This is a genomic window from Deinococcus sp. YIM 77859 (assembly GCF_000745175.1).
Lineage (GTDB): Bacteria > Deinococcota > Deinococci > Deinococcales > Deinococcaceae > Deinococcus.
In genome coordinates, this window is the sequence record NZ_JQNI01000002.1 from 1,715,001 (window position 1) to 1,737,839 (window position 22,839).

Annotated in this window: 21 protein-coding genes and 1 riboswitch (1 of these 22 cut by a window edge); of the genes, 12 read left to right on the forward strand and 9 right to left on the reverse strand. The window is 68.2% G+C overall.

From position 1 onward, the window contains the following. The 3 genes from EI73_RS08400 to rny form a co-directional block, all read left to right on the forward strand. On the forward strand, positions 1-509 hold the 3' portion of the coding sequence (locus EI73_RS08400; RefSeq protein ID WP_034385905.1) for a histidine phosphatase family protein. 94 nt of this gene lie to the left of the window's left edge; the window shows 509 of its 603 coding nt (coding positions 95-603); the start codon falls outside the window, past its left edge; the stop codon is at positions 507-509. 128 nt (positions 510-637) lie between these two features. Beyond that, on the forward strand, positions 638-2,194 hold the full coding sequence (locus tag EI73_RS08405; RefSeq protein WP_034385907.1) for an AMP-binding protein: 1,557 nt from the start codon (positions 638-640) through the stop codon (positions 2,192-2,194). A gap of 210 nt (positions 2,195-2,404) precedes the next feature. Beyond that, positions 2,405-4,105 (forward strand): ribonuclease Y, encoded by a 1,701-nt coding sequence (gene rny / locus EI73_RS08410; RefSeq protein WP_034385909.1) that lies wholly within the window; start codon positions 2,405-2,407, stop codon positions 4,103-4,105. 107 nt (positions 4,106-4,212) lie between these two features. On the opposite strand, the gene EI73_RS08415 is transcribed toward rny, so the two are convergent. Next, the gene (locus EI73_RS08415) at positions 4,213-5,388 is read right to left on the reverse strand and encodes a hypothetical protein (RefSeq protein WP_034385911.1); all 1,176 of its coding nucleotides are present in this window, start codon (positions 5,386-5,388) and stop codon (positions 4,213-4,215) included. A 138-nt stretch (positions 5,389-5,526) separates the two neighbouring features. Here EI73_RS08415 and EI73_RS08420 point away from each other — a divergent pair, with 138 nt between their 5' ends. After that, on the forward strand, positions 5,527-6,390 hold the full coding sequence (locus EI73_RS08420) for a sulfurtransferase (RefSeq protein WP_034385913.1): 864 nt from the start codon (positions 5,527-5,529) through the stop codon (positions 6,388-6,390). An 11-nt stretch (positions 6,391-6,401) separates the two neighbouring features. Here the strand turns inward: EI73_RS08420 and EI73_RS08425 are convergent, their stop codons facing one another. After that, complete coding sequence (locus EI73_RS08425; RefSeq protein ID WP_034385915.1) at positions 6,402-6,899, reverse strand: DUF3105 domain-containing protein; 498 nt, start codon at positions 6,897-6,899, stop codon at positions 6,402-6,404. A 70-nt stretch (positions 6,900-6,969) separates the two neighbouring features. Between EI73_RS08425 and EI73_RS08430 the strand changes: the two genes are divergently transcribed. Beyond that, positions 6,970-7,536, forward strand: a complete 567-nt coding sequence (locus EI73_RS08430) for a 3'-5' exonuclease (RefSeq protein ID WP_034385917.1) — start codon at positions 6,970-6,972, stop codon at positions 7,534-7,536. Between the two features lie 8 nt (positions 7,537-7,544). On the opposite strand, the gene EI73_RS08435 is transcribed toward EI73_RS08430, so the two are convergent. Then, a complete protein-coding gene (locus tag EI73_RS08435; RefSeq protein ID WP_034385919.1) occupies positions 7,545-9,002 on the reverse strand; it encodes an MBL fold metallo-hydrolase in 1,458 nt (485 codons plus the stop codon). A gap of 93 nt (positions 9,003-9,095) precedes the next feature. Between EI73_RS08435 and EI73_RS08440 the strand changes: the two genes are divergently transcribed. Further along, positions 9,096-9,593: a universal stress protein gene (locus EI73_RS08440; RefSeq protein WP_034385921.1), complete on the forward strand. Its 498-nt coding sequence runs from the start codon at positions 9,096-9,098 to the stop codon at positions 9,591-9,593. Between the two features lie 63 nt (positions 9,594-9,656). On the opposite strand, the gene EI73_RS08445 is transcribed toward EI73_RS08440, so the two are convergent. From EI73_RS08445 to EI73_RS08455, 3 genes are all read right to left on the reverse strand, one after another. Beyond that, the gene (locus tag EI73_RS08445) at positions 9,657-10,583 is read right to left on the reverse strand and encodes an LptA/OstA family protein (protein WP_034385923.1); all 927 of its coding nucleotides are present in this window, start codon (positions 10,581-10,583) and stop codon (positions 9,657-9,659) included. A gap of 82 nt (positions 10,584-10,665) precedes the next feature. Next, positions 10,666-11,556, reverse strand: coding sequence for a hypothetical protein (locus EI73_RS08450; protein ID WP_034385925.1), 891 nt, complete (start codon positions 11,554-11,556; stop codon positions 10,666-10,668). A gap of 1 nt (position 11,557) precedes the next feature. Next, a complete protein-coding gene (locus tag EI73_RS08455) occupies positions 11,558-12,166 on the reverse strand; it encodes a hypothetical protein (RefSeq protein ID WP_034385927.1) in 609 nt (202 codons plus the stop codon). Positions 12,167-12,305: 139 nt separating this feature from the next. Between EI73_RS08455 and EI73_RS08460 the strand changes: the two genes are divergently transcribed. From EI73_RS08460 to EI73_RS08470, 3 genes are all read left to right on the forward strand, one after another. After that, entirely contained in the window at positions 12,306-13,109 is an 804-nt protein-coding gene (locus tag EI73_RS08460; RefSeq protein ID WP_034387936.1) for a TatD family hydrolase, read from the forward strand. Next, positions 13,096-13,902 carry a hypothetical protein gene (locus tag EI73_RS08465; RefSeq protein WP_156103490.1) on the forward strand — a complete coding sequence of 269 codons (807 nt, stop codon included), beginning with the start codon at positions 13,096-13,098 and terminating at the stop codon, positions 13,900-13,902. The genes EI73_RS08460 and EI73_RS08465 overlap by 14 nt, the downstream gene beginning before the upstream one ends. A gap of 121 nt (positions 13,903-14,023) precedes the next feature. Further along, positions 14,024-14,108, forward strand: a riboswitch (cyclic di-GMP riboswitch). 242 nt (positions 14,109-14,350) lie between these two features. Further along, entirely contained in the window at positions 14,351-16,159 is a 1,809-nt protein-coding gene (locus tag EI73_RS08470) for an Ig-like domain-containing protein (protein ID WP_034385931.1), read from the forward strand. A 56-nt stretch (positions 16,160-16,215) separates the two neighbouring features. Here the strand turns inward: EI73_RS08470 and EI73_RS08475 are convergent, their stop codons facing one another. Continuing rightward, positions 16,216-17,130 (reverse strand): magnesium transporter CorA family protein, encoded by a 915-nt coding sequence (locus EI73_RS08475; protein WP_034385933.1) that lies wholly within the window; start codon positions 17,128-17,130, stop codon positions 16,216-16,218. 35 nt (positions 17,131-17,165) lie between these two features. On the opposite strand from EI73_RS08475, the gene EI73_RS08480 reads away from it, so the two are divergent. Both EI73_RS08480 and xseA read left to right on the forward strand, forming a co-directional pair. Further along, positions 17,166-17,555 carry a CrcB family protein gene (locus tag EI73_RS08480; protein ID WP_034385934.1) on the forward strand — a complete coding sequence of 130 codons (390 nt, stop codon included), beginning with the start codon at positions 17,166-17,168 and terminating at the stop codon, positions 17,553-17,555. Continuing rightward, complete coding sequence (xseA, locus tag EI73_RS08485; protein ID WP_034385936.1) at positions 17,552-18,751, forward strand: exodeoxyribonuclease VII large subunit; 1,200 nt, start codon at positions 17,552-17,554, stop codon at positions 18,749-18,751. The genes EI73_RS08480 and xseA overlap by 4 nt, the downstream gene beginning before the upstream one ends. 15 nt (positions 18,752-18,766) lie before the next feature. On the opposite strand, the gene EI73_RS08490 is transcribed toward xseA, so the two are convergent. Both EI73_RS08490 and EI73_RS08495 read right to left on the reverse strand, forming a co-directional pair. Continuing rightward, positions 18,767-20,161, reverse strand: a complete 1,395-nt coding sequence (locus tag EI73_RS08490) for a D-alanyl-D-alanine carboxypeptidase/D-alanyl-D-alanine-endopeptidase (protein WP_034385938.1) — start codon at positions 20,159-20,161, stop codon at positions 18,767-18,769. A 39-nt stretch (positions 20,162-20,200) separates the two neighbouring features. Then, positions 20,201-21,037, reverse strand: coding sequence for an SDR family oxidoreductase (locus EI73_RS08495; RefSeq protein WP_034385940.1), 837 nt, complete (start codon positions 21,035-21,037; stop codon positions 20,201-20,203). Between the two features lie 167 nt (positions 21,038-21,204). Between EI73_RS08495 and EI73_RS08500 the strand changes: the two genes are divergently transcribed. Next, positions 21,205-22,830, forward strand: a complete 1,626-nt coding sequence (locus tag EI73_RS08500) for an APC family permease (RefSeq protein ID WP_034385942.1) — start codon at positions 21,205-21,207, stop codon at positions 22,828-22,830. Positions 22,831-22,839: the final 9 nt, after the last annotated feature.

The following is a 22,839-nucleotide window of genomic DNA, read 5'->3' on the forward strand; positions in this document are numbered from 1 at the left end:
TCGCGCAGTTGCGCGCGGGCGGCTTGGTCCTGTACTTCCGGCACTTCGAGACCCAGGGCGCCGACGCGCCGCAGGTGACCCTGCGCGACTGCACCACCCAGCGGACCCTCAGCGAGCAGGGGCGGGAGAACGCGCGTGAGGTGGGGCGGCTCCTGCGGGAGCTGCGCGTGCCCCTCGGCACCGTGCTCAGCGGTGAGTACTGCCGCAACCGTGACAGCGCGGCCCTGCTCGCGGGGCGGGTCAGCCCTACTCCCGCTCTGAATAACCCCTTTTTCCGCAGCGGCACCGAGGCGGACCGTCAGCGGGTGATGGCCCGCCTTCGCGCTCTCCTGAGCACGCCGCCCCGCGCCGGCACGAACACCGTCATCGTGACGCACGAGCAGAACCTGCGCCTGCTGACGGGCTGGATGCTGGCCGAGGGCGAAGCCGCTGTCCTCAAGCCCGCTGCCGACGGCCGCTTCAGCGTGCTGGCCCGCGTGACGCGGGAAGGGTTCAGGCTAGGCCGCTGACCCGGCTTTCCTGCGGAAGAGGCCCCATCCGCGTGCCCTCCGGCCCTCGGGTGGGAACGGTCGGGGCACGTTCTGCGGGATCCGGGCTACAGTAGGAGGATCATTCCTGCCTTTTCCGGAGGTGCCCTATGAAGACGCCCCTCACGCCCCTGGACCTTGTTCGGCGCGGCCTTAAGCTCTACCCCGAGCGAACGGCGGTGGTTCAGCCCGGTGGTCCCCGCTTCACCTACCGCGAGTGGGGCGAGCGGATCTACCGCCTTGCCCGCGCGGTGGGAGCCGCCGTGCCGTCCGGCTCGCGGGTGGCCGTTCTCTCCCCGAATACGCACCAGGGCCTGCTGACCTACGCGGGTGTTCCCTGGTCTGGGAACGTGCTCGTCCCGCTGAATACGCGCCTGGTGTCCGAGGAGTACGCCTTTCAGCTTCGGCACGCGCGGGTGAGCCTGGTGCTGGCGGACTGTACGCTCGCGCCCCGAGTGGAGCAGGTTTGCCGTGACCTTGGTGTTCCGCTGTGGGTGATGGAAGAGGGCGGCGAATTCGAGGCGCGTTTGCAGGCGCAGGACGCTTCGCCCCTTCCCTACGCGGTCCCTGACGAAGACGACGTCATCACCATCAACTACACCTCCGGCACCACCAGCAGTCCTAAGGGCGTGATGCTCACGCACCGCAACACGCTGCTGAACGCGGTCGAGACGCTGTACTACCTGCACTTTGCAGGAGACAGCGTGTACCTGCACACCCTCCCCGACTTTCATGCCAACGGTTGGGGTGGCGTATGGAGTCCCTTCGGCGTGGGCGCGACCCACGTGACCTTGCCCGCCGTCCGGGGAGAAACCATTCACGACGCGATTCACACCTACGGCGTGACGCATCTGGCCGCTGCGCCCACGGTGTTGAGCATGATCACCGACCCCGCCACCGCCCGGCGCACCCCCCGCCCCGTGCGGGTGGCGACGGCCGGCAGTCCGCCGCATGCCCGCACCATCGCGGATATGAGCGCGCTGGGCTTTGACGTGGTGCAGGTGTACGGCCTCACCGAGACCAGCCCGCTGATCACCGTAGCGGAGCTCTCGGACGCGGAACGGGCCCTGCCCATTCCCGAACGGGCCGCGCTTATCGCCAAGCAGGGCTTTGAGATGCTGCTCGCCGGGGAGGTGGAGGTGATGACCCCCGAGCTGACGCCCATTCCACACGACGGGCAGACGCTCGGGGAGATCATGGTGCGCGGCAACCTGGTGATGAAGGGCTACCTCGACAACCCGGAAGCGACCGAAAAGGCGTTTGAGGGCGGCTGGTTCCACACCGGGGATGTCGCGGTCGTCCATCCGAACGGCCGCATCGAGATTCGCGACCGCAACAAGGACGTCATCATCTCCGGCGGTGAGAACATCAGCTCGGTGGAGGTCGAAGGCGTGCTGTATGCGCACCCTGCCGTCCGCGAGGCCGTCGTGGTCGCGCACCCCGACGAGAAGTGGGGCGAAGTGCCCTGTGCCTTTATCGCCCTACACGCCGGGCAGCAGGCTAGCCCTGAAGAATTGACCGCCCACGTCCGTCAGCATCTTGCCGGCTACAAGGTGCCCAAGCACTACATCTTCCGTGACGACCTGCCCAAGACCGCCAGCGGCAAATTCCAGAAGTTCCTGCTGAGAAAGGAACTGTGGGAGGGCCGGGAACGGGCGGTGAACTAGCGCCCAGCTCGCCAGGACGCTGCCCCTGCGGGCGGCGTTCTGTGTCTTCACGGGGTTTATGCCCTTACCCGCTGCCTCGCCCATGCTGGGAGCTAGACTGTGGAAGAGTGTACGCACTCGCACCACAACACTTTTTTTGACTTGTTGCTGGACGTGCCGGGCGAGGGGATCGCCCTGTGACGTCCTACAGGAACCGAAAGGAAGGGCCACATGATCATCGTGTATGTCATTCTGGCGCTCCTGGCGGGGTTGGCGGGCGGGTTTCTCCGGGGGCAGTCGCGGGGGCGGCAGCAGCGGGCAGCCATCGACGACCAGCTTCAGCAGGCCGCGCAGGCCGAGGCGCAGCGCCTTCGCGCCGAGGCAGAACAGGACGTGCGGCTGCTGCGCGAGCAGGCCGAGCGCCAGGCCGCCCAGCAGCTACAGGCCGCAGCGCGCCGTCTCCAAGAGGCCGACGAGCGGGAGCGTCAAACCACCCTCCAACTGGAGGCCGAACGCGAACAGCTTCAGCTGCTGCGCAGGCAGATCGAGGCCGAGCGCACCCGAGCGCTTCAAGACGCCGCCCGGGAACGCGAGGCGCTGAACGCCGAACGTCAGGAAACCCGCCGCGAACGCGAGGAACTCAAGCGCGAGATCGAGCGCCTCAACCGCCGCGCCGAGCAGCTTGACGCGCGGGGCGACAAGCTGGACGCGCTGGAAGAACGCCTGGAAGGGCAACTGCGCGCTCTCCAGGCGCAGGAGGCAGAGCTGGCGGAGCGCGCCCGACAGACCGAACTCAAACGCTACGAGGTGGCGGGCCTCACCAAGGAGGCGGCCCGCGCCCAGATTCTGGAGCAACTCGACGCCGAGCTAGAGGAAGAAAAGGCCATTCGCGTTCGGGCGATGACCGAGCGCGCCACCGCCGACGCCAAGCGTGCCGCCCGTGAGCTGATCGCGCAGGCCATCCAGCGCAGCGCCTCCGAGACGAGCACCCAGCTCAGCGTATCGGTTGTGCCCATCCCCAACGACGCGATGAAGGGCCGCCTGATCGGGCGGGAGGGCCGCAACATCCGGGCGTTTGAGGCGCTGACCGGCGTGGACCTGATCATCGACGACACCCCTGAGGCGGTGATTCTGTCCTCCTTTAATCCCCTGCGGCGTGAGGTCGCGCGGCACGTGCTTGAAGCCCTGGTGGCCGACGGGCGCATTCATCCCACCCGCATCGAGGAGATGGTGCACAAGGCCCAGGACGAGATGAAGACCTTCATCCACACCCAGGGCGAGGAGGCGGCCATCGAGGCGGGCGTCGTGGGCCTCAAGCCGGGGCTGGTCCAACTGCTTGGAAGGATGTATTTTCGCTCGAGCTACGGCCAGAACGTGCTGAAGCACTCCGTACAGGTCGCGCACCTGACCGGCATCATGGCGGACGAACTGGGCCTGGATGCAGCGCTGGCCCGCCGCGCAGGCTTGATGCACGACATCGGCAAGAGCATTGACCGTGAGATCGAGGGCACGCACGTTGAGATCGGCATTCACCTTGCCCGGCGCTTTGGAGAGCCGCCGGAGGTGATCGACGCCATCGCCCACCACCACGACCCAGAAAACGGCGAGACACTGTATTCCGTGCTTGTGGCCGCGGCCGATGCGATCAGCGCCGCCCGGCCAGGGGCGCGGCGCGAGGAACTAGAAGCCTACGTGCGCCGCCTAGAGCAGCTGGAACAGATCGCCGTCTCCTTTCCCGGAGTGCAGCAGGCCTACGCCATTCAGGCGGGCCGGGAGGTGCGCGTGATTGTGCAGCCAGACAAGGTGACCGACGCGCAGGCCACCCTCCTCGCGCGCGAGATCGCCGGGCGCGTCGAGCAGGATATGGAGTACCCCGGCCAGGTGCAGGTGACGGTCGTGCGTGAGAGCCGAGCAACGGGGCTAGCCCGCTAGGCAGCAGCGATTCAAAAAGGGGCAGCCGGCAGATGGGCTGCCCCTTCGCCTTCCCCTCAAGGTGCCGTGCAAGACGGGCGGCACCCCAAGAAGCGCGCGATGTGGGATCAGTAGCGCGGCAGCCCCGCAATGCCCCCGAACTCCTGAACGAGCCGTTTGGCACAGTCGCCGTGCAGCCGCTTGACCTCCAGGCCGTACAGGTCGATCAGATCGGGCAGGACCTCTTCGAGCGTCACCCGCTCCATCAGACTGCCGTCTAGGGGGCTTTCGGTCACGTCTTTCTTGCCGGTGAAGTAGGGCACCTCGCGGTTGTGGCTGCGGTACAGGTGGAACTGTGAGCCGTCTTCCGGAATCACCAACTGGTAGATCCGGGACTGCTGGATCATCTCCAGCACGCGTTCCAGCTCCATCACGCCGTGTTCCTGGATGCGCTCTAGAAGCTGCTCCTCGGTCTTGCGGCGGTGTTCCTCAACGATGGGCCCGATCTTTTCGAGAATTTCCGCCGGGTTGGCCCAGCCTGCCCCACCAACCACGTTCGTCTCGCCGATCACCTCAAAGGACGCAGTCTTGGGGAGTTCGGCCTTGAACTCCGCGACGCGCTGCACCGGCCCAACCAGGATGAGCTGGCGGATCGCCAGGGCGCGCAAGACTCGCTCCAGGCTCTCGACCTGCGCGTTATAAAAACGCTGACGCATCGCGTCTTCACGCGCCTCAAAGAGGTCCGTGCCGCTGTCACTGCGGGGACCGCTGCCCGGCTGGCCTCGCCCCGCCCCCCCGGCGCCGGGTGCTCCGGGGACGTGCCGGGTGCCGGACACCATCGTGTCCCAGCGGTCCCCGTCGTCCAGTCGAACGTTCTCCTCGCTGCGCGCCTCCCGCAGCTCACCCTGGTGCAGGATGAAAAGCCGCGCCCACTCGTGGTCTACCGCCAAGACGGCCACAGTGGGCATCTGCTCCAGGATGCTGTCCAGCAGGGACTTGAGGGGACGGCCATAGTGAAAGCGCTCGGGCAGGTCCGCCTGGATCTCGAAGCGCTCGAAGAACGCCTCACCCACCACGTACAGCGAACTCTTGCCGTGGTGGGTGCGGGCGACCTGCAGGTCCTCAAGGACCTGGTTCATGGGCGTAGGCGGCACGCCCGCCTCCTGCATCTTCACCTTCACTCGGGTCTGGAGGCCCGTGCCGTGGTTCTCAGGCAGGTCAGGATTGTCGTTGACGACGGCCATCAGGACCATCGCGTTGTCGGGCAAACTCTGGATGCGCTGAAGGTCAGCTCGGGTAATCACGGTCGCTCCTTTCCCCCGCCATTGTTGGAAAGTGAGCCTCCGTCAGGGGACGGGTTTGCTGAAGTTCGGTTTACATTTCCCGGGCCTGCCCGTCTTTCCGGCCCCCGGTGGCCTCTCCCCGCGGTGTAGGCTGCGGGCATGACCCGGCCTGAATCTCCCCTCAAGGACGCCGTCTGGCTGCTCGCCCATCTGCAAGACCCACAGTTGCGGGTCCTGGACTGCCGGTACGCGCTGACAGACCCTTTGGTGGGCCGCATCGCCTACCTCGAGGGGCACGTGCCAGGTGCGGTCTACGCGGATCTAGAAACGGACCTCAGCGGTCCGGTTCGGCCAGACGGTGGGGGCGGACGGCATCCACTGCCTGACCCCCAGGTGCTGGCGAATTGGCTGGGCAGCGTGGGGATCGGGAATGACAGCGTGGTCATCGCGTATGACGACCCCAGTGGTGGGCAGGGCTTCTATGCCACCCGGGCCTGGTGGCTGCTGCGTTGGTTGGGGCACCGGCAGGTCTACGTGCTCGACGGGGGATGGCCCGCCTTCCTGAGGGCGGGGGGAGAGCCCAGCACCGCCGAGCCGACCTTCGCCCCCACGACCTTCACGCCGGAGGTGCAGCCCGACATGGTCGCTACTGCAGCCGACGTGGCCCAGCGGGGCGCGAACACGCTGCTGATCGATGCGCGCGCCCCGGCCCGCTACCGGGGCGACGTGGAGCCGCTCGACCGCAAGGCCGGGCATATCCCCGGTGCCCTGAACCGCGAGTGGACTGGGGCGCTTACGGAGGACGGACGCTGGCGGGACGCTGCCGCCCAGGCTGCGCGCCTGAACGTGGGAGACGCCGCCACCATCACCTACTGCGGGAGTGGCGTGAGCGCTACCCCGAACCTGCTCGCCCGGGAACTCGCCGGAGTTCCCCTGGGGCCGCACAACCGCCTCTACGCCGGGTCGTGGAGCGACTGGATCAGCGACGACACCAGGCCGGTGGCGACGGGTGAGGCGCCGTAACGCCCGCTTTCTTAGCGTGTGCCGCTGTACCCCCCGGAACAGGCCGCGCCGCGCTCGGGTGCGGTCGGTCCCTGCTCGTACTTGTCGAGGAAGGCTTTGAGGCGCTCGTCGGTCGGGCTCTCCACCGCGAGCTGCGCGTTCCAGGCGCTCGCCACAACCGGGGAGGGCAGCCCCTCGTAGGGGCTCAGGATGGTGTAGGGCCGCCCGTCCACAAGCGCCTTGAGGGCCGCGACCCCCTCCGGAGCGAGGTCGGGGCGGTAGGTGATCCACACGGCCCCGTGTTCCAGACTGTGCACCGCGTACTCGTTGTACAGGGGTTGGTCATAGACGCCGCAGTTCTGCCACAGGGTGTTGTGTGCTCCACCGGCGGGCGGGTTCTCGGCATACACCAGCGAGCCGGGCCGGTGGTCACCCCCCTGGTAGTCAAAGGTCTGAACGCCCTCAATGCCCTTCTGGGCACAGGCCGCGAGCGCGAGGGACAGCAGGGGAAGGAGGAGAAGACGCTTCATCAGTCCTCAGGCTAAAGGCTGCGCGTGAAAAACATGTCCTTTCCCACGCCCCAGCGTGGAAGGCTGAGGCATGAGCGCCCTTCCTCGCCTGGCCGCCCTCCACCAGCCCATCATCTTCGTAGACACCGAGACGGGCGGGCGTGACCCGGCGCGGCATCCACTCCTCACCGTCGGGCTGGTCACCCTCACGCCGCAGGGTGAGGTCACGCGGCCCCTGCACCTGCGGGTACGGCACGAGCAGTACGACGTGGAGGCGGACGCCATGGCCGTCAACGGGATCGACCTCACGGCGCACCACAGCGGGGCGCAGCCGCCCGAGCAGGTGGCGGAGGCCATCCGCACCTATGCCCGCGAGGTTGGGCGAGTGATGCTGGGCGGGCACAACCTGCATTTCGATCTGGGCTTTCTGCGCCCGTTGCTGCCGGACCTGAACAGCGTGTTTCGGCGGGGGCGGGTGGACACCAAACTCACGGCCCAGTTCCTGATTCACGCGGGGCTCCTTCCGCGCCAGGTGGGAACGCCGCTCGATCAGCTCGCGGCGCACTTCGGCCTGACGTACCGCGCCCACGACGCACTGGAGGACGCGGCGGTAACGGCCCGGGTCTACGCGGAACTCCTGCGGGTAACACTGCGCTGAAAAGAAGGCTACTCTCCCCCCGCCCGCTCCTGGGCGTCACCGTCCCTGTGGGGCAAACCGGGCGGGCGCCCACCAGGGAAAGCCGCACTCAGGAGATCCACCTCCTGACGGTCAGGCACGATGTTGCCGGTCAGACCGCGCGCGGCCAGGACGGGCAAAAAGGCCTCCATCACGTGCGGCTCGCCGTGGACAAGCCACACGCGGGGCGTGCCGGTGGTGGCGAGAAAGGCGAGCAGGTCATCTTGGTCGGCGTGTGCCGAGAAACCGCCGATGGTGTGCACCTGAGCACGCACCAGGACCTCCTCACCCAGGATGCGCACACGGTCGGCTCCGGCCACAATGCGGCCCCCTAGGCTGCCGGGAGACTGGTAACTCACGATGATCAGGCTGGTGCTCGGCTTCCAGAGGTGGTGCTTGAGGTGGTGCTGAATCCGGCCGCCGGTCATCATGCCGTTTCCGGCCAGGATGATGGCGGGGCCGTCGTAGCGGTTGAGGCGTTGCGACTCGGCACTGGTCGGCACCACGTGCAGCGTGGAGGGCCAGAAGGGATCCTCACCGCCCTGCAGGGCCTCGCGGATGGGCGGGATCAGCTCGTCGCCGAACTCGAAATACTCGGAGGTGGCGCGGGTGGCCATGGGAGAGTCGAGGAAGATGGGAATGCGCGGCACCTCGCCCGCGTCCATCAGGTTCTTGAGGGTGTACAGGATGAACTGCGCCCGCTCGATGGCAAAGGTGGGAATCAGGATCTTGCCACCCGCACGAACACTCGCGCAGAGGGCCTCGCGAAACTCCGCCAGGGTGGCGGCAAGAGAGCGGTGAGTGCGGTCGGCGTAGGTCGATTCGATCACCACGGCGTCCGCGGGGGGCGGGGGCGTGAAGTCGAGCTGCAGGCCGCTCTCGCGGTTGCCCAGGTCGCCCGAAAAGATCACCCGTTCCCCATCCGCCTCGATGAGGAGGTAGGCGCTGCCCAGGATATGTCCAGCCCGCTGCGGCGTGACGCGTAGGGGTCCGGCGCGCAGGGTTTCCCCAAAGTCCAGCCGGGGCCGCATCAGCGCGAGCGTACGGTGAACGTCCTCCTCCTCGTAGAGCGGCTCTTGCACCTCCGCTTCGCGGCCCACGCGGCGAGCCTTGCGCAGGTCCTGGCGAAAGCCCTCCACCTGAAGGCGAGCAGAGTCGAGCAGCACCGTCTCGGCTAGGGCTGCGGTGGGCGGCGTACAGAGAATCGGGCCGCGGTACCCCCGCCTCACCAGCAGCGGCAGCCGCCCGATGTGGTCGAGATGTGCGTGCGTGACGATCACTGCGGCGAGATCGGAAGGATCGAAGGGAAAGGCTTCGCGGTTGCGGGCCTCGAGCTCCTCACCGCCCTGAAAGAGGCCACAGTCGATCAGAACCGGACCGCCGCGGGAACTCAGCAGGTGGGCGCTTCCCGTCACGGTGAGGGCCGCCCCCAGACTCTGAAGGTGCATGGGGCAGTCTGACCCCTCGCCCGGCTTCGGCGCAACTTTACCCGCCCTTCAGACAGAGGCCGGACACCGGGGGATGAGGTGTACGTTCAGCACATGACAGACCCCCTGATCTTCCGGGCTGAAAGCGGCCCAAACGAGAACGGCGCGGCGACGTCTTTTGGACGCGTCGCCGTGGGCGTCGATTTCTCACCCGCGTCCCTGCACGCGCTCGAGGTGGCCCGGACTCGCTTTCCCGGGGCGCAGCTGTGTCTGATTCACGTCACTGACGCCCGCGTGACCGCCACACCCGACCTGGGGGGCGGCCTGGTGCCTGCTGCCCTTGACCCCAACCTGCTTCAGACCCTCGAGAACGCCGACGCCAGCCGCCTGAGCGAAGTGGCCCGCGAGGGGGAAGAGACCGAACTGCTCGTGGGCGACCCGGTGACCGGCATCCTGGACGCCGCAGAACGCTGGGGAGCCGAACTGATCGTGGTGGGCACACACTCGCAGGGCGCCCTCGAACACTTTTTCGTAGGAAGCAGCGCCGAGAAGCTGGTGGCGCGCAGCCCGGTCCCGGTTCTGACGGTGCGCCTGCCGGGGGAGCGGCGGTAAGGTGGGGGCTGGTCCGGGCGAGCGCCGGAGGGCTCTGCGAGACGGGAGGGCGGCAAGCCCAGCTTAGGGGCTCGAAGAGGTGGGGGCTGGGCTCGTCTCGCCGTCCTGAAACTCGCCGGTGATGGTGCTGCCCTCGCCGGCGCGGGCCACGACCTCGTTGCGGTCGAGGTCGTAGAGCAGCACCTGGGCGCGCAGGACGTCACCGCCCTGACGGCTCTCGGCAGGCTGCTCCGGAGTCCCGATCAGGCGCGCGGTGTTTGCCTGGTCGTCGTATTCAACGCGGGCTGCTCGGCTGACCCGTCCGCCCTGGCTGTTGAGCACCACGTTGCCGACAAGCACCGTCTGTTCCTCGTCCACGTTCACCTCGATGCGCTCGCTGGTGCCGGTGAGCGGGCCATCCTCGGACGGGCGGCGAAAGGAAATCGGCCCATCGATGCGGGCGATGCCGTCCGTCTCGTCGTAAACGAGTTTCTGGCCCCGAAGCTCCGTGCGGCCCTGGGTCACCAGCACCGTGTCCGGCGCGGGTTGGGGCGTGACCTCGACCGCACAGCGGCTCAGGCGATCGGTTTTGCCCTCGGGTACGGCGTCGAGAAAACGGGCGCTTCCGGCACTCGCCTCCACCCGGCCGTCACTCCCCTCGCCCTCCTCGGTGGGGCGCTGGGTGACCACGGCAAGGGGCACCCGAATCACGTTCTTGTCGATGGTGATGCGCACGCCACCCGGCCCCGACTCGCTGAAGACGGCCACGTTGGGCGCGTTCTCCGGTTCATCCTCCTGGGGTCCGCAGATGGTGAAGATGCCCGTCTCGTCGCTTGTCCCGGTGCGGACGATGCGAATCCGGCGCTCCTCGCCGTCCTCCCCCCGGCGAACAAGCTCGATGACCGCGTTCTCGGTCTCGTTGCCTTCGGCGGGCGTCTCCTGGGCGAGCACCCAGGCGGGCAGAGCCGCTCCCAGCGCGAGGGTCAGCGTCAAGGCTGCGAGTCGCCGCATCCTCTGAGTCTACCGAACGGGGGGGTGAGGCGGATGGAGAGCCATAAACCTGCCCAAAGATACCCTCACAGGGAAGCGCCCCTCACTTCTCACCGCGCAGCTTGAACTGCTCGGTAGGAATCTTGTAGGCCGTATTGAGGGCGCGCACGCGGGCCAGGTCGGTGCGCTGTTCCAGGGCACCGCTTGCGGGCGCCCGCACAGTCACCCGGGTCTTGCTGTCCACGCTCACGGCGTTCCCGACCACATAGGCCACATTCTTCTTGTCGTCGTAGTACACCGCGTCGCCGGTGGTGGTGAGGCTGCCCTGCACCAGTCGCACGCCGCCGCGCACGTACAGGAGCTTCTCGCCGGTGCGGGCGCGAACCTCCTGGCCGCTGATCGTGAGTTCCTTCTGGTTGCCCTTGGCGGCGCGGGTCAGGGTGGGACTGCCGGTGAGCTGGGCAAGCTCCTGGTCCTCGTCAAACACCAGCCGCTCGGCCCGGCCGCTCTGGTTGCCGTTCGTCAGGCGGACATTCCCAGTGCTGGTCGACAGGTTGTTGTCCACGTCCAGGCTCATCTGACCTGCGCTGATGGTCACCGTGTCCCCGTTCGAGCGGTCCTCGGGGACAAAGGTCGCGGTGGGGTTCACGCTGAGAACCCCCTGGCCGGACGCCTCGCTGTAGGTGAGCTTGCCGCCCTTCGCGGTGAGGCGACCCCGCGTGACCACCACACCGTCCGTGAAGTTGGCGGTGCGTTTGCCCTTGGCGTTCGTGAGGGGCATTCCGGCGGGTGCCGCCAGGGTCGCCTGTGCCGCCTGAATCTGGAGGGTACTGACGGTCGCCTTGACCGGACTGCCGGTGAAGGTGAGGGGGCCGTTGCGCAGGTCACCGCGCGGGGCGCCCTGGATGTTGATGATGCGGTTTTCCGCGGCGGTCTGCGCGAGGACAGTCGTGGCGGTGAGGGCGGTGATCAGGGCCAGTTGTTTGCTGTTCATGTCAGGTCTCCTTGGCAGGGCTGCCGAGCGGCACTCGTTTCCCGTTTTCACACGTCTCGGTGGCGTCGGGATTCCAGCCCAGGGTGGAATCCTCGCCGCTGTCCTCGACGTTGAAGTCAAAGGTCATGCGCATCCGAGTCACCCGGCCCGTCAGCGAGGGCGAATCGACCTCGGCCACGGGCGCGCTGAAGCCGTACCCCTGCTCGACCCGCACGGGCTGCTCCTCGGTGCCGCGCAGGTCGATGTCTGCACACTGCTGCACCAGGGTGATGCTCGCCTGACGGGTGAGCATGTTGTCCTGCGCGTCGATGGTCAGATCAGAGGTGCGCAGGGTGGCGTCCAGCACGGGGGGACTTCCGGGTTGCCTGATCCAGCGGCCCCCATTCGAAAGCCCAGTGAGGCGCGTCTCGCCCCGGAGGGGATCATTCGTGACGTGGGCGGCCCGGAAGCGCCACACGGCGTCCGCGTCCCGCGCCGGATAGAGCGAGAGAGAGACGCCCTCCAGGGTAGCGCCCGTTCGTGCCGCATTCGAAGGGGGAGCCGGCAACAGCGCGAACACCACCGTGAAGATTCCCAGCGCGAGTAGCGCGTACACCCCGGCTTTCAGCACGGGCGCACTCTAGCGCGAGGGCCTCATGAGAGTGATGGGCGGGGGCTGACAGCGGTGAGGGCAGAGCGCCGGCAGCCAGGGGTCCGCTCAAGCTTTTCTGTCTTTGCCTCCCTTCCACGCACCCCTTACCCTCTTTCCCATGATCGACACCCACTGCCACCTCGACTATCTCGACGACCCGGCCTCCGCCCGCGGAGAGCTGGGCCTGAGCGGGATGGTCTGTATCGGGGCGAGCCCTGAGCACGCGCGAAACGCGGTCGCGCTTGCCGAACGCTTTGAGGACGTGTGGGCGACGGTAGGCCTGCACCCGACCGATACGGGAGAAGACAGCGCGCAGGCACGAGCAGAGATCGAGGCTCTGGCGCGTCATCCACGCGTGGTCGGCATCGGGGAAAGCGGCCTGGACGACTACTGGGACGAGACAAAAAGGGCGGCCCAGGTCGCGGCTTTCGAGTGGCAGCTCGACCTCGCGCGGCGCAGCGGGAAGCCCCTGGTCCTCCATGTGCGCGACAAACCGGGGCAGGACTCGGCACACCGGGGCGTGATGGACGTGCTTTCGGCGTGGCCGGACGTGCCGGTGATTCTGCACTGCTTCAGCGGCCATCCCGGTCTCCTCGCCTGCGGCCTGGAGCGGGGGGCATTCTTTGGGTTTGCGGGCAACACGACGTACAAGAACGCCCAAGAGATTCAGGCGGCAGCGCGGCAGGTCCCGCAAGACCGCCTGCTGCTGGAGACGGACGCGCCCTTTCTCGCACCCGTACCGCGGCGCGGCCAGCCCAACCGCCCCGGCTACGTGCGCTATACGCTGGACTTCATCGCGGGGCTGCGCGGGATAGAGGCGGCAGCCTTGGAAAGGATCACGGACGAGAACGCCCGCCGGATCTACCGGCTACCGGGCGAGTCACGGCCGGGGCCTGAGGCAGAAGGCGATGACCCAAGGTGAGCCCAGACCACGGCACCAGCGAGCAACCCTGCTCACCCTAACGGAGGGCCGAGGGGTCGGCTATGTGCTTGACGGGGTGGCCTACGGGGTGGTGTGGCCGCCACCGCGCTGGCCCACGCTGGAGGAGGCGCGCCAGGTGGCCCTACGCCACGCAGCGCACCTGGAGCTGCTGGAGCTCACGGCGGGAGGCAGCGCCCAACGGGCACGCCAGGCAGCGCAGCTTGCCCTGGCCCTGTGCCGTCTGGCCGAGGGGCATGCCCTCACCGAAACGGAGCTTCAGACCGTGCGGCAGGAACACGGTGCTCCTACGGGCGAGGCCGTTCTCCACGCGGACGGGAGCGCCGACAAACAGGGCGGCCGCCTCAGCGTGGGCTACACCCTCAACGGCAGGCCTTACCAGACCTTTTTCCTGCACGAGCGGGGGCATGAACACCTTGCCGAACGCGAGGCGATCCGGCTTGCCCTCACACATGCGTGGCTGCTGGGCTACGCGCGGTTTCGCGTTCGCAGTGACCACCGCTTTCATGTTCGGCGCTACGCCGAGCACCTCGTGCACCGGGGACGGCGCAAGTCCACCTCGCTGGAACGGCTCGACGCTCTGGTCGAGGCGCTGGGAAGCGCCGTGCACTTTGAATACCTGGACACCCAAGCCACCGATGCCCCACATCGCCTGGCGGTGCATGCCCGCGCCCTGCACCGGCTGGCGCTGGGGGAGCCACTCACGCGCGCGCAGGAGGTCGCGCTGCGGCGGGTGCACTTCGCCCTGAAGGCGGGGGGAGCGGCGCCGTACTGAGCTGGGGCACAGCTCCTTCAACCAGGGCAAGGCCCCCCCAAGAATGACGGCCCACTGAAGCAAAGCCTCATTCATTCCCGGGCAAAGCCTCCTAGCTTCAGGGTGGATAGCTCCTCACACCTGCTATCCGAGAGGCGATGAATCCCGGTTCCTGATACGGGCACCTGGAACGGGAGGAGCCAGTGGTGCGACCGGCTCGGAACACGTGCGTAGCCACGTGTCGAATTCTCCTTCTGACGGAAGCCCCCAGGGGAGGCGCCGATAGGGCTGCCCTCTTCCGTCCCCCACAGGCGGGAGGTGAGACGCTGAGCATCAGAGAGTTCAGGAAACTCCAGAACTCCGCGCTGACCGGCACAACAGAGCAGCACTCAGCCACACGACGTTCCCTCAGCCCTGACGGCACCCGCCGCCAGAACGCGGTTTTGTTCCCTTTGCAAAGGAGAACCCCATGCCGTTGTTTCCCCTTTTGTCTGGTCTCTCTGGTCGCCTGGCTGCCACAACCCTCCTGACAGCCGCCCTGCTGGTGGGGTGCAGCACAGGACCCAGTCAGCCTGCTCCAGGACCGGGTCAGCCCCCCGGTGCCGGAGACACCATCCAACCTACCCTGACCCTCACTTCCCCTGCCGACAACAGCAGCGCCAGCGGCAGCCTCCTGCTTCAGGGTGAGGTCAGCGACCAGGGTGGCCTCGCCCGCCTCACCTACCGCTTTAACAACGGCAACGAGCAGGCGCTGACCCTTCCAGCGGACGGCAAGATCAACACCGTGCTGTGCCTGTGCGGCCTCCAGCCGGGGACGTACACGCTGACCGTCACGGCCTATGACACCGCCGGAAACTCGACCCAGGTGACCCGCACTGTCACCGTTTTGCCTTTGCCGGGGGGCGGCACCGCGGACACCACGGCCCCGACCTTCACCCTGACGGCCCCCACCAACGGCGCGAGCGTTCCCTCGCCCGTGCGTGTGACCGGCACGGCCAGCGACAACCAGACCATTGCCCGCATCACCTACCAGCTCGACGGCGCGGCCGAAATCGACCTTCCCGTGACGCCCGGTCCGACCGTCAACCTCGACGTCACCCTGCCGAACATCACGGCGGGAACGCACACGCTGACCGTGCGTGCCTACGACGCCGCCGGCAACCGCTCCGAGGCCGCCAGCGCGAGCTTCACGGTGACAGGGACCAGCGGGGACACCGTAGCCCCCACCGTCACCATCACCGCGCCGACGAACGGGGCTACGGTGCCTCTCCCCGTCCGTATCCTTGCGGCAGCGTCGGATAACCAGGCCGTGGCCCGCTTCACGTACCAGCTCGACAACGGCCCGGCGGTCCACTTCCCGGTGGCCCCCGGACAGAACGCTTCCCTCGATGTCTCCCTCAGCGACGTGCCCGCCGGGCCGCACACCCTCACGGTAGTCGCCTACGACACGGCGGGGAACCGTTCCAACAGTGCCAGCGTCACCTTTACCGTGGCCACAGGCGGTGGAAGCGGCGACGTCACCGCACCCACGGTCAACCTGACCTCGCCCGCGGCAGGAAGTACGGTCAATAACCCCGTTCAGCTCACCGGAACGGCCAGCGATAACCGGGCCGTCACGCGCCTCACCTACACCCTCGACGGTGGGGCAGAAACAAACCTCAACATCACACCAGGCACCAACGTCACCTTCAACACGGCCCTGCCGACCCTCTCCGCTGGAACACACACCCTCACCGTGACGGCCTACGACGCCGCTGGAAACCGCACGAGCAGCCCGAGCGTCACCTTTACCGTGGCCGCCACGCAACCCGCATCGCCACAACCCCTCGTCGGCACGGGGTACAGCGTGAACTCGGGCACCCGCGGTCTGTGCCTGCTGTGCACCGTTGAAAACGACGCGAACGTCGTCAACACCAACCTGACGGACGAGGCCAGCCTCAAGGTGAGCGTAGGCGTGGCCGGACACGCCTACCTGCGTGTTATTGGCACCGAGCAGCGGTCGGCAGGACAAGTCGTGGGCTTTGCCGTACGTCGCCCCGGTGGCCTCCTTGACCTAGGCGTCCTGACAAACCTCACACTGGTGACCTACCTGAATGGTCAGCCGCAGGAAACCCGAAGCGGAGCCTCTGTGCTCGACCTCGCCCTCCTCACTCCCGGCAGTGACATCCAGACCGTGGCCTTCCGAACGAGTCAGCCCTTTGACAGTGTGGAGCTGCGCCTGGGTGGGGTGGTCGAAGCCCTCACGGAACTGCGGGTGCTGTACGCCTTTGTGAAGTAACCCCGAGCGGCGCCGCCCGGCCCTCACCGCAGGCTGGGCGGCATTTCGCGTTTTGTCTACCACCACCGCCGCCGCTTGAAGGAATAGGCCAGCAGCCCGCCGATCAGCAGGAAACTCAGCCAGGCAAACGCGTAGCCGTACCGCCAGGGCAGCTCGGGCATGTGTTCGAAATTCATGCCCCACACCCCGGCCAAAAAGGTGAGGGGGAGAAAAATCACGCTGACGGCGGTGAGGGTGCGCATCACCTCGTTCATGCGCTGGCTTTGCAGGTTCAGGTGCAGGTCGAGGAGGCTTGTCAGGTGATCGCGCAGGGTCTCGAAGCGGCTGGCGGCACGCGTAAAGGAGTCCTGCACGTCCCGGTAGCGCACCGCGTCCGCCTCGGTCCCGTTCACGTGGCGGGCAAAGAGGGCCGTCGCCTCACGGGCGTCCGCACTCAGCCGCCGCGCCTGGCCCAGCCGGTGCTTGAGCGCGAAGACGTCCGCCACCGGGTTCTCGTGGCCACTCGTAAAGACCTGCTCTTCCAAGGCGTCTACCCGCAGTTCCAGGCTGTCGGCAAGAGCAAAAAACGTGTCCGCCGTGCGGTCGAGCAGCTCGTACACGATCTCGGATGGCGTGTTGACGCTCTCGCGGCCCGCCAGCTTCCAGACCTCACCCAGCGCGCGGGTTCCCGTGCTGCTCAGGGTCAAGACGCCCTGCGGAAAGAGAAAGAGGCTCAGGCGCTCGGTGAATTCGTCCCCCTCCTCGGGCCGCGCAAAGGAACGAAGGGTGATGAAGTCGTGCTCTGGGTACGCTTCGGCACGGCTCCAGTGGCCGCGTTCCAAAGCGTCTTCCAGCGCCAGCCGGTTCAGGGGAAAAGCCGCCTGCAAGCGAACGAGCTCTTCGGGCGTGATGGCCTGCGCGTCCACCCACACGCCCTGGGTCTGCCCAGTCCAGTCGAGGGGCGTGCCGGTGAGGGTCTGGGCGCGAATCATGGGGATGATGGTACTGGACCCCTATCCTGTCCTCCATGACAGCCTGGCTGTGGGTCATGGCAGGAGGGGCGGTGGGCGCAGCGGCTCGCTACGGGCTCACGCTGGCCCTCGTGCCGCTTGCTGCGCGCCTGCCGTTCCCCTTCTCCTTGTTTCCGTTGCCCGTACTCCTGATCAACGTGCTGGGTTCTTTTCTGCTGGGGTTGACCCTGAGCCTGGTCGGTCGGGGGCTGTGGCCGGAGAGCGTGCGGCTGGCCTTTGGAACGGGCGTGCTGGGAGCGTTTACCACCTTCAGCACCTTCAGTGCGGACGTGGACGGACTGCTGACCCGCAGCGCAGGCGGGCTGGCAGCGCTGTACGTGGGACTGAGCGTGGGACTGGGCGTGCTGGCGGCGGTCGCCGGGCGAACCCTGGGGGCCAGGCTATGAGCAGACGCAAGAAGAGCGAGAGCACCCGCCCCCCCGAACACTTCCTCGATCTGGCGGACGTGCTGGTCTACGTGGGACAGGTGATTGCGCGGGGAGTCCCCGGAGCGGTGTGGGTCCGGGCAGAGATCGCTGGTCTGACCGACCGCCGTCACCTCTACCTCGACCTCGTGCAGCTGGAAGACGGCACGGAGGTCGCCAAGTGCCGCGCGACGGTGTGGGCACGGGAACGCTACGCCCTGGAGGCCAAGTTTCGGCGCGCGACGGGCGGAGCGCTCACCGCAGGGCTCAAGGTGCTGCTCTTGTGCACAGCCGAGTTTCATCCGCAGTACGGCTTTTCGCTCAACGTGCTCGACGTCGCCCCCGAATTCACGCTGGGCGACGCGGCCCTCAAGCTCGCAGCCCTGCGGGAAACCCTGATGCGTGAAGGCGTGTACGGCCTGAACCGCGCGCTGCCCCCACCCACCGATTTCGCGCGGGTGGCCGTGATCAGCCCGGCAGAGGCCGCGGGTTTGGGCGACTTCCGGCGCGAGGTGGACGCCCTGGAGGCCGCCGGGGTCGTGGAGTTCGTGTACCTGGAGGCGACTTTCCAGGGCCGGGAGGCCGCCGGGAGCCTCGTGCAGGCGGTCGAGCAGGCGCGGCAGGCGCACGCGCGGGCGCCGCTGGACGCCCTCGTCGTGATTCGGGGCGGGGGGGCCGTGACGGACCTCGCCTGGCTGAACGACCTGGAGGTTGCCCGTCAGCTCGCGACCTTTCCCGCGCCCGTCATGACGGGGCTGGGGCACGCCCGTGATGACACGCTGCTGGACGAGGTCGCCTGTCTGCGCACAGACACGCCCAGCAAAGCCGCCGCACGGATCGTTCGCACGGTCGCCGCCGCCGCCGCGCGAGCACAGGAGGACACCCGCACCATCCGGCTGCACGCTCGGGAGGTGCTTGCCGAGGCGGACGCCGCCGCCCTGTGGGCGCTGGACCGTGTTCGCAACGCCGCCCGCCGACAGGCCGACGCCGCCCAGACAGCGACCGACGCGCTCATGCGCCAGGCTCTCGGCCTCACGCCGCAGCGCACCCTGGCGCGTGGCTACGCCCTGGTGCGCGATGAGACGGGCCGGCCGGTGACCCGCGCCGCCCAGGTGAGACCGGGGGAAGCCCTCACGCTGGAGTTTGCGGACGGAACAGCGAGGGTGCAGGGCCAGTAGTGCGGACTTCTGGCCTCAGTGTGCCCGCGCCACCGCCTGCACCACTCGGTCCTGCACCGCGCGTAGGGTGAGGACCGAGGTCTCCTGCGGCCCGTTCATCAGGATGGCAAAGGCGAGGGTATGGCCGCTTTTCCCGGTCACGTACCCGGCCAGGGCCGAGACGCCGGGAAGGGTGCCGGTCTTTGCGCGCACGTCCAGGCCCGCGCCCCGCAGGCGCAGGGCGAGCGTGCCGCCACGGCCACCGTGATTGGGAACGTTCTCGCCCGTCCCGGCCTGGGGCAGCGCCTCCACAAAGGCGTTGCGGCGCCCCAGGTAGATTCCTGCGGGGGACACGGCACGCCCCTCCCCCCGCGAATAGGGCAAGTCGTGCAGGGCTTTCAGGAGGCCCACCAGGGCGCGAGCGGTCTGCCGGTTCTGTCGGCTCAGGCCGCTGCCGTCCGCGAGGTGCACCCCCGTTAGGTCCACGTTCAGGCGGCGCAGCACCGCTCGTTCGCGGGCCAGCGCCCCGGCGAGGGTGCCGTTTCCGCTGGGGCGCAGGGCGAGGGTGGCCAGCAGCTCCTCGGCGCGGAGATTATCGCTGGGACGCAGGGTGGCGGCGAGCACCCCGAAGGGCGACGCGCTGCGCACCGACGCTACCCCCTGCTCCGGACGAAAGCGAACGGGGACAAAGGGGTCGGGAGGCAGGGGACGGCCCCGCTGGTCGGTGCGGGGGGGCGGCGCGGAGGGCCGGAAGGGGGGCGCGGTGCCCACCCGACTGGAGGACACGCGCACGCCCGCCCGCCGCAGTTCGGCGATCAGGGCCGCCCCCACTCGCGCCCGGGCCTCGGCGGCGGTCACGGGGGGACGGCCCTGCCACTCGGCGAGACGCACTGTGGTCATGGGCACACCCAGCACCGTGTTCTGCCAGGTGCGGGCGTCCAACCCGGTCTCGTCCACCCGGACCGCACCCACCTCGCGCAGGCCCCGCGCAAATGCCTGTTGGGCCAGCGCGCGCAGGCTGTTGGCCCCGCTCGCCACGCTGAGGGTGGGGTCCGCGCTGCCCCGCAGGGTCAGGTGCGAGACGCGGGCCCGGCCCACCTCGGTCGCCGGCACGCTGAGTTCGGTGCTCCACCAGCCCTCCGCGCCCCCCCGGTCCACAAGGACCGAAGCCGCCGTCACCAGCTTGGTGGTGCTTGCCGGAATCAGCGGCAGGTCTGCTCCCCGCGCCTCCAGCAGCGCTCCCGTCGTGAGATCACGCACCAGCAGCCCAACCTTGACCCCAGCCGGCAACCCCGCCAGAGCCGCGCGCACCCCGGCACTCAGGCCAGGGTCGTGCTGGAGGGTGACGACCGGGCTTCCTGCCGGAGCCTGCGCCTGCGGTCCTGGCCACAGCCACAGGCAGGCGAGCGCAAGGGGGAGAAAGCGGCGCACAGGGGGCAGGATACGGCAGAGGGGGGCGCCGGTCTGGCCTCAGGCTTCCCCAGCCTGCTGCATCCGCAGGTACATCCCGTACTGCGGCGCGCCCCCCAGCATGTTCTGACCGCCGTCCACCGGCAGGATCACACCCGTGACGTAGCTCGCCGCGTCGGATACCAGGAAGAGGGCCGCATTGGCGATGTCCTGCGGCACGCCGAAGCGGCCGAGCGGCACCGTCTCCGTGAATTGCCGCCGGGTCTCCTCGTCGGGGGCGAGGCGCGCCATCCCCTCGGTGCCGTCGATCGGACCGGGAAGAATCGCGTTGACCCGCACGCCGCGCAGCCCCCACTCGGCAGCCAGCGTTTGCGTCAGGGCGTCCACCCCCGCCTTGGCCGCCACCACGTGCGCCTGTAGGGGCACCGGCACCCCGTAGGCGCTGATGGAGAGAATGGTTGCGCCGGGCACCCGCAGATGCGGCGCACTCGCCTTGATGGTGTTGTAGGTGCCCAGCAGATCGATATCCACCACGGTCTTGAACCCATTGGGGCTGATGCCGTCGACCGGAGCCGGAAAGTTCCCCGCAGCTCCACAGATCACGATGTCCAGGGGACCAAACGCCTCTACCCCCGCCTGGGCCGCCGCCTGCAGGGCCGCAAAGTCCCGCACGTCGGCCGAGACGCCCAGCGCCCTTCCCCCCGCCGCCTCAATCCCACGCGCGGCGTTCTGCGCCTTTTCTAGGTTGCGGCCCAGGATGGTGACGGCACAGCCGTGGGCCGCAAAGCTCTGCGCGATGCCGAGGTTGATGCCGCTGCCACCCCCGGTGATGAGGGCGTGCTTGCCCGCGAGCAGGTCAGGGCGGAAGGTGGTCGAAGGGTCAGCGGGTTGAGTCATCAGCAGTCTCCTCAAGGAAGGGAAAAACGGGCGAGCGGTTCATGCAAGCCCCCCCTATGGGGGCCCGGCTCTGCCTATACTGCCTCTTTCGCGGGGCAAAGCGCCCGCCTGGCCCGAGCCGGGCAGGCAACCGCCCACATGTTGCGCGAAAGACGAGAAGGGAGAGCATGACCAAGAGTGTGGGAACGCCGCGGCGCAGCATCACGCCGCTGGCCCTGATGTTCACCTGCCTGGGTTCCATCATCGGCTCGGGCTGGCTGTTTGGAGCCTACAATACCGCCAAGATTGCGGGGCCTGCCGCCATCCTGGCCTGGGTGATCGGCCTGGTGATGATGCTGGCAATCGCCCTCACCTACACCGAACTGGGCGCCATGTACCCCGAGTCCGGCGGCATGGGCCGCTACACCGGCTACTCGCACGGGCCGTTCGCGGGCCTGCTGGCCAGCTGGGCCAACTGGCTGAGCATGCTGGTGATCCCGCCCATCGAGGCGGTGGCAAGCGTGCAGTACATGGCGACCTGGTCCTTTTCCTGGGCCCAGCGACTGGTTGAGGGCGGCACGCTGACTCCCTGGGGTCTGACCGTGGCCACGCTGCTCCTGCTGCTGTACCTGCTGCTGAACTACTGGACCGTGGCCCTTTTTGCCAAGAGCAACACGGCCATCACCCTGTTTAAGCTGGTGGTACCGCTCCTCACCGCTGTCTGCCTGCTGGGCTTGGACTTCCACCCCGAAAACTTCACGGCGGCAGGCGGCTTTGCGCCCTACGGCTGGGCGGCGATTCTGACGGGCGTGGCCACGAGCGGCATCGTCTTTAGCTTCAACGGCTTTCAGTCACCCATCAACCTGGCGGGCGAAGCGCAGCGCCCCGGCCGCAGCGTGCCGCTGGCGGTGGTCGGCGGCCTCCTGCTGTCGGGCGCGATCTATCTCCTGCTGCAGATCGGCTTTATCGGGGCGGTGGACCCGCAAAGCCTCCAGGCAGGCGGCTGGTCGGGCCTGCGGTTCGAGTCACCCTTCGCCGAACTGGCGGTGGCACTCGGCCTGAACTGGCTGGCCCTGACACTGTATGCCGACGCCGTCATCAGCCCCTCGGGAACGGGCATCACCTACGTGGCCACCTCTGCCCGTGCCCTGGAGGCGCTGGCGCGCAGCGGGTACCTGCCGGACTGGCTGGGTCGCCTGCACCCGGCGCTAGGTGTGCCGCGCAACGCCATGCTGTGCAACCTGGCCATCAGCCTTTTGGCGCTCTTCCTCTTTCCCAACTGGGAGGCGCTGGCGGCAGTGGTCAGCGTGACCTGCGTGATCGGTTTTCTCACGGGCCCGGTGAGCGTGGTGAGCCTGCGCCGCACCGCACCGCACGCCCGGCGGCCTCTCACCCTCCCGGCCCTGGGGCTCCTGGCCCCGGTGGCGTTCGTATTCGCTAGCCTCCTGGTGTACTGGAGCCGCTGGCCGCTGAACGGGCAGATCATGCTGCTGGTGCTGCTGGGCCTTCCCATCTACCTGACCGTGCAGGCACGCCGGGGCTGGCAAGACACCGCGTCACACCTGCGCAGCGGCGCCTGGCTGCCGGTGTACCTGCTTGCCCTGACCCTGCTCTCGTTGCTGGGCAGCCGTGAATTCGGCGGGCTGGGCCTGTTGCCGTACGGCGCCGACATGGCCGCTGTCGTGGGGCTGGCCCTCGCCTTTTATGCCTGGGGGATTCGCAGCGGTGACCCGGAGGCAGCTCGCCACGGCCTCACCGCAACGAGCACGGATCCGGCCGCCGTCCCAGAAGCTCTGCCGGGAACGTCCCGGTAGCCGCAGGAA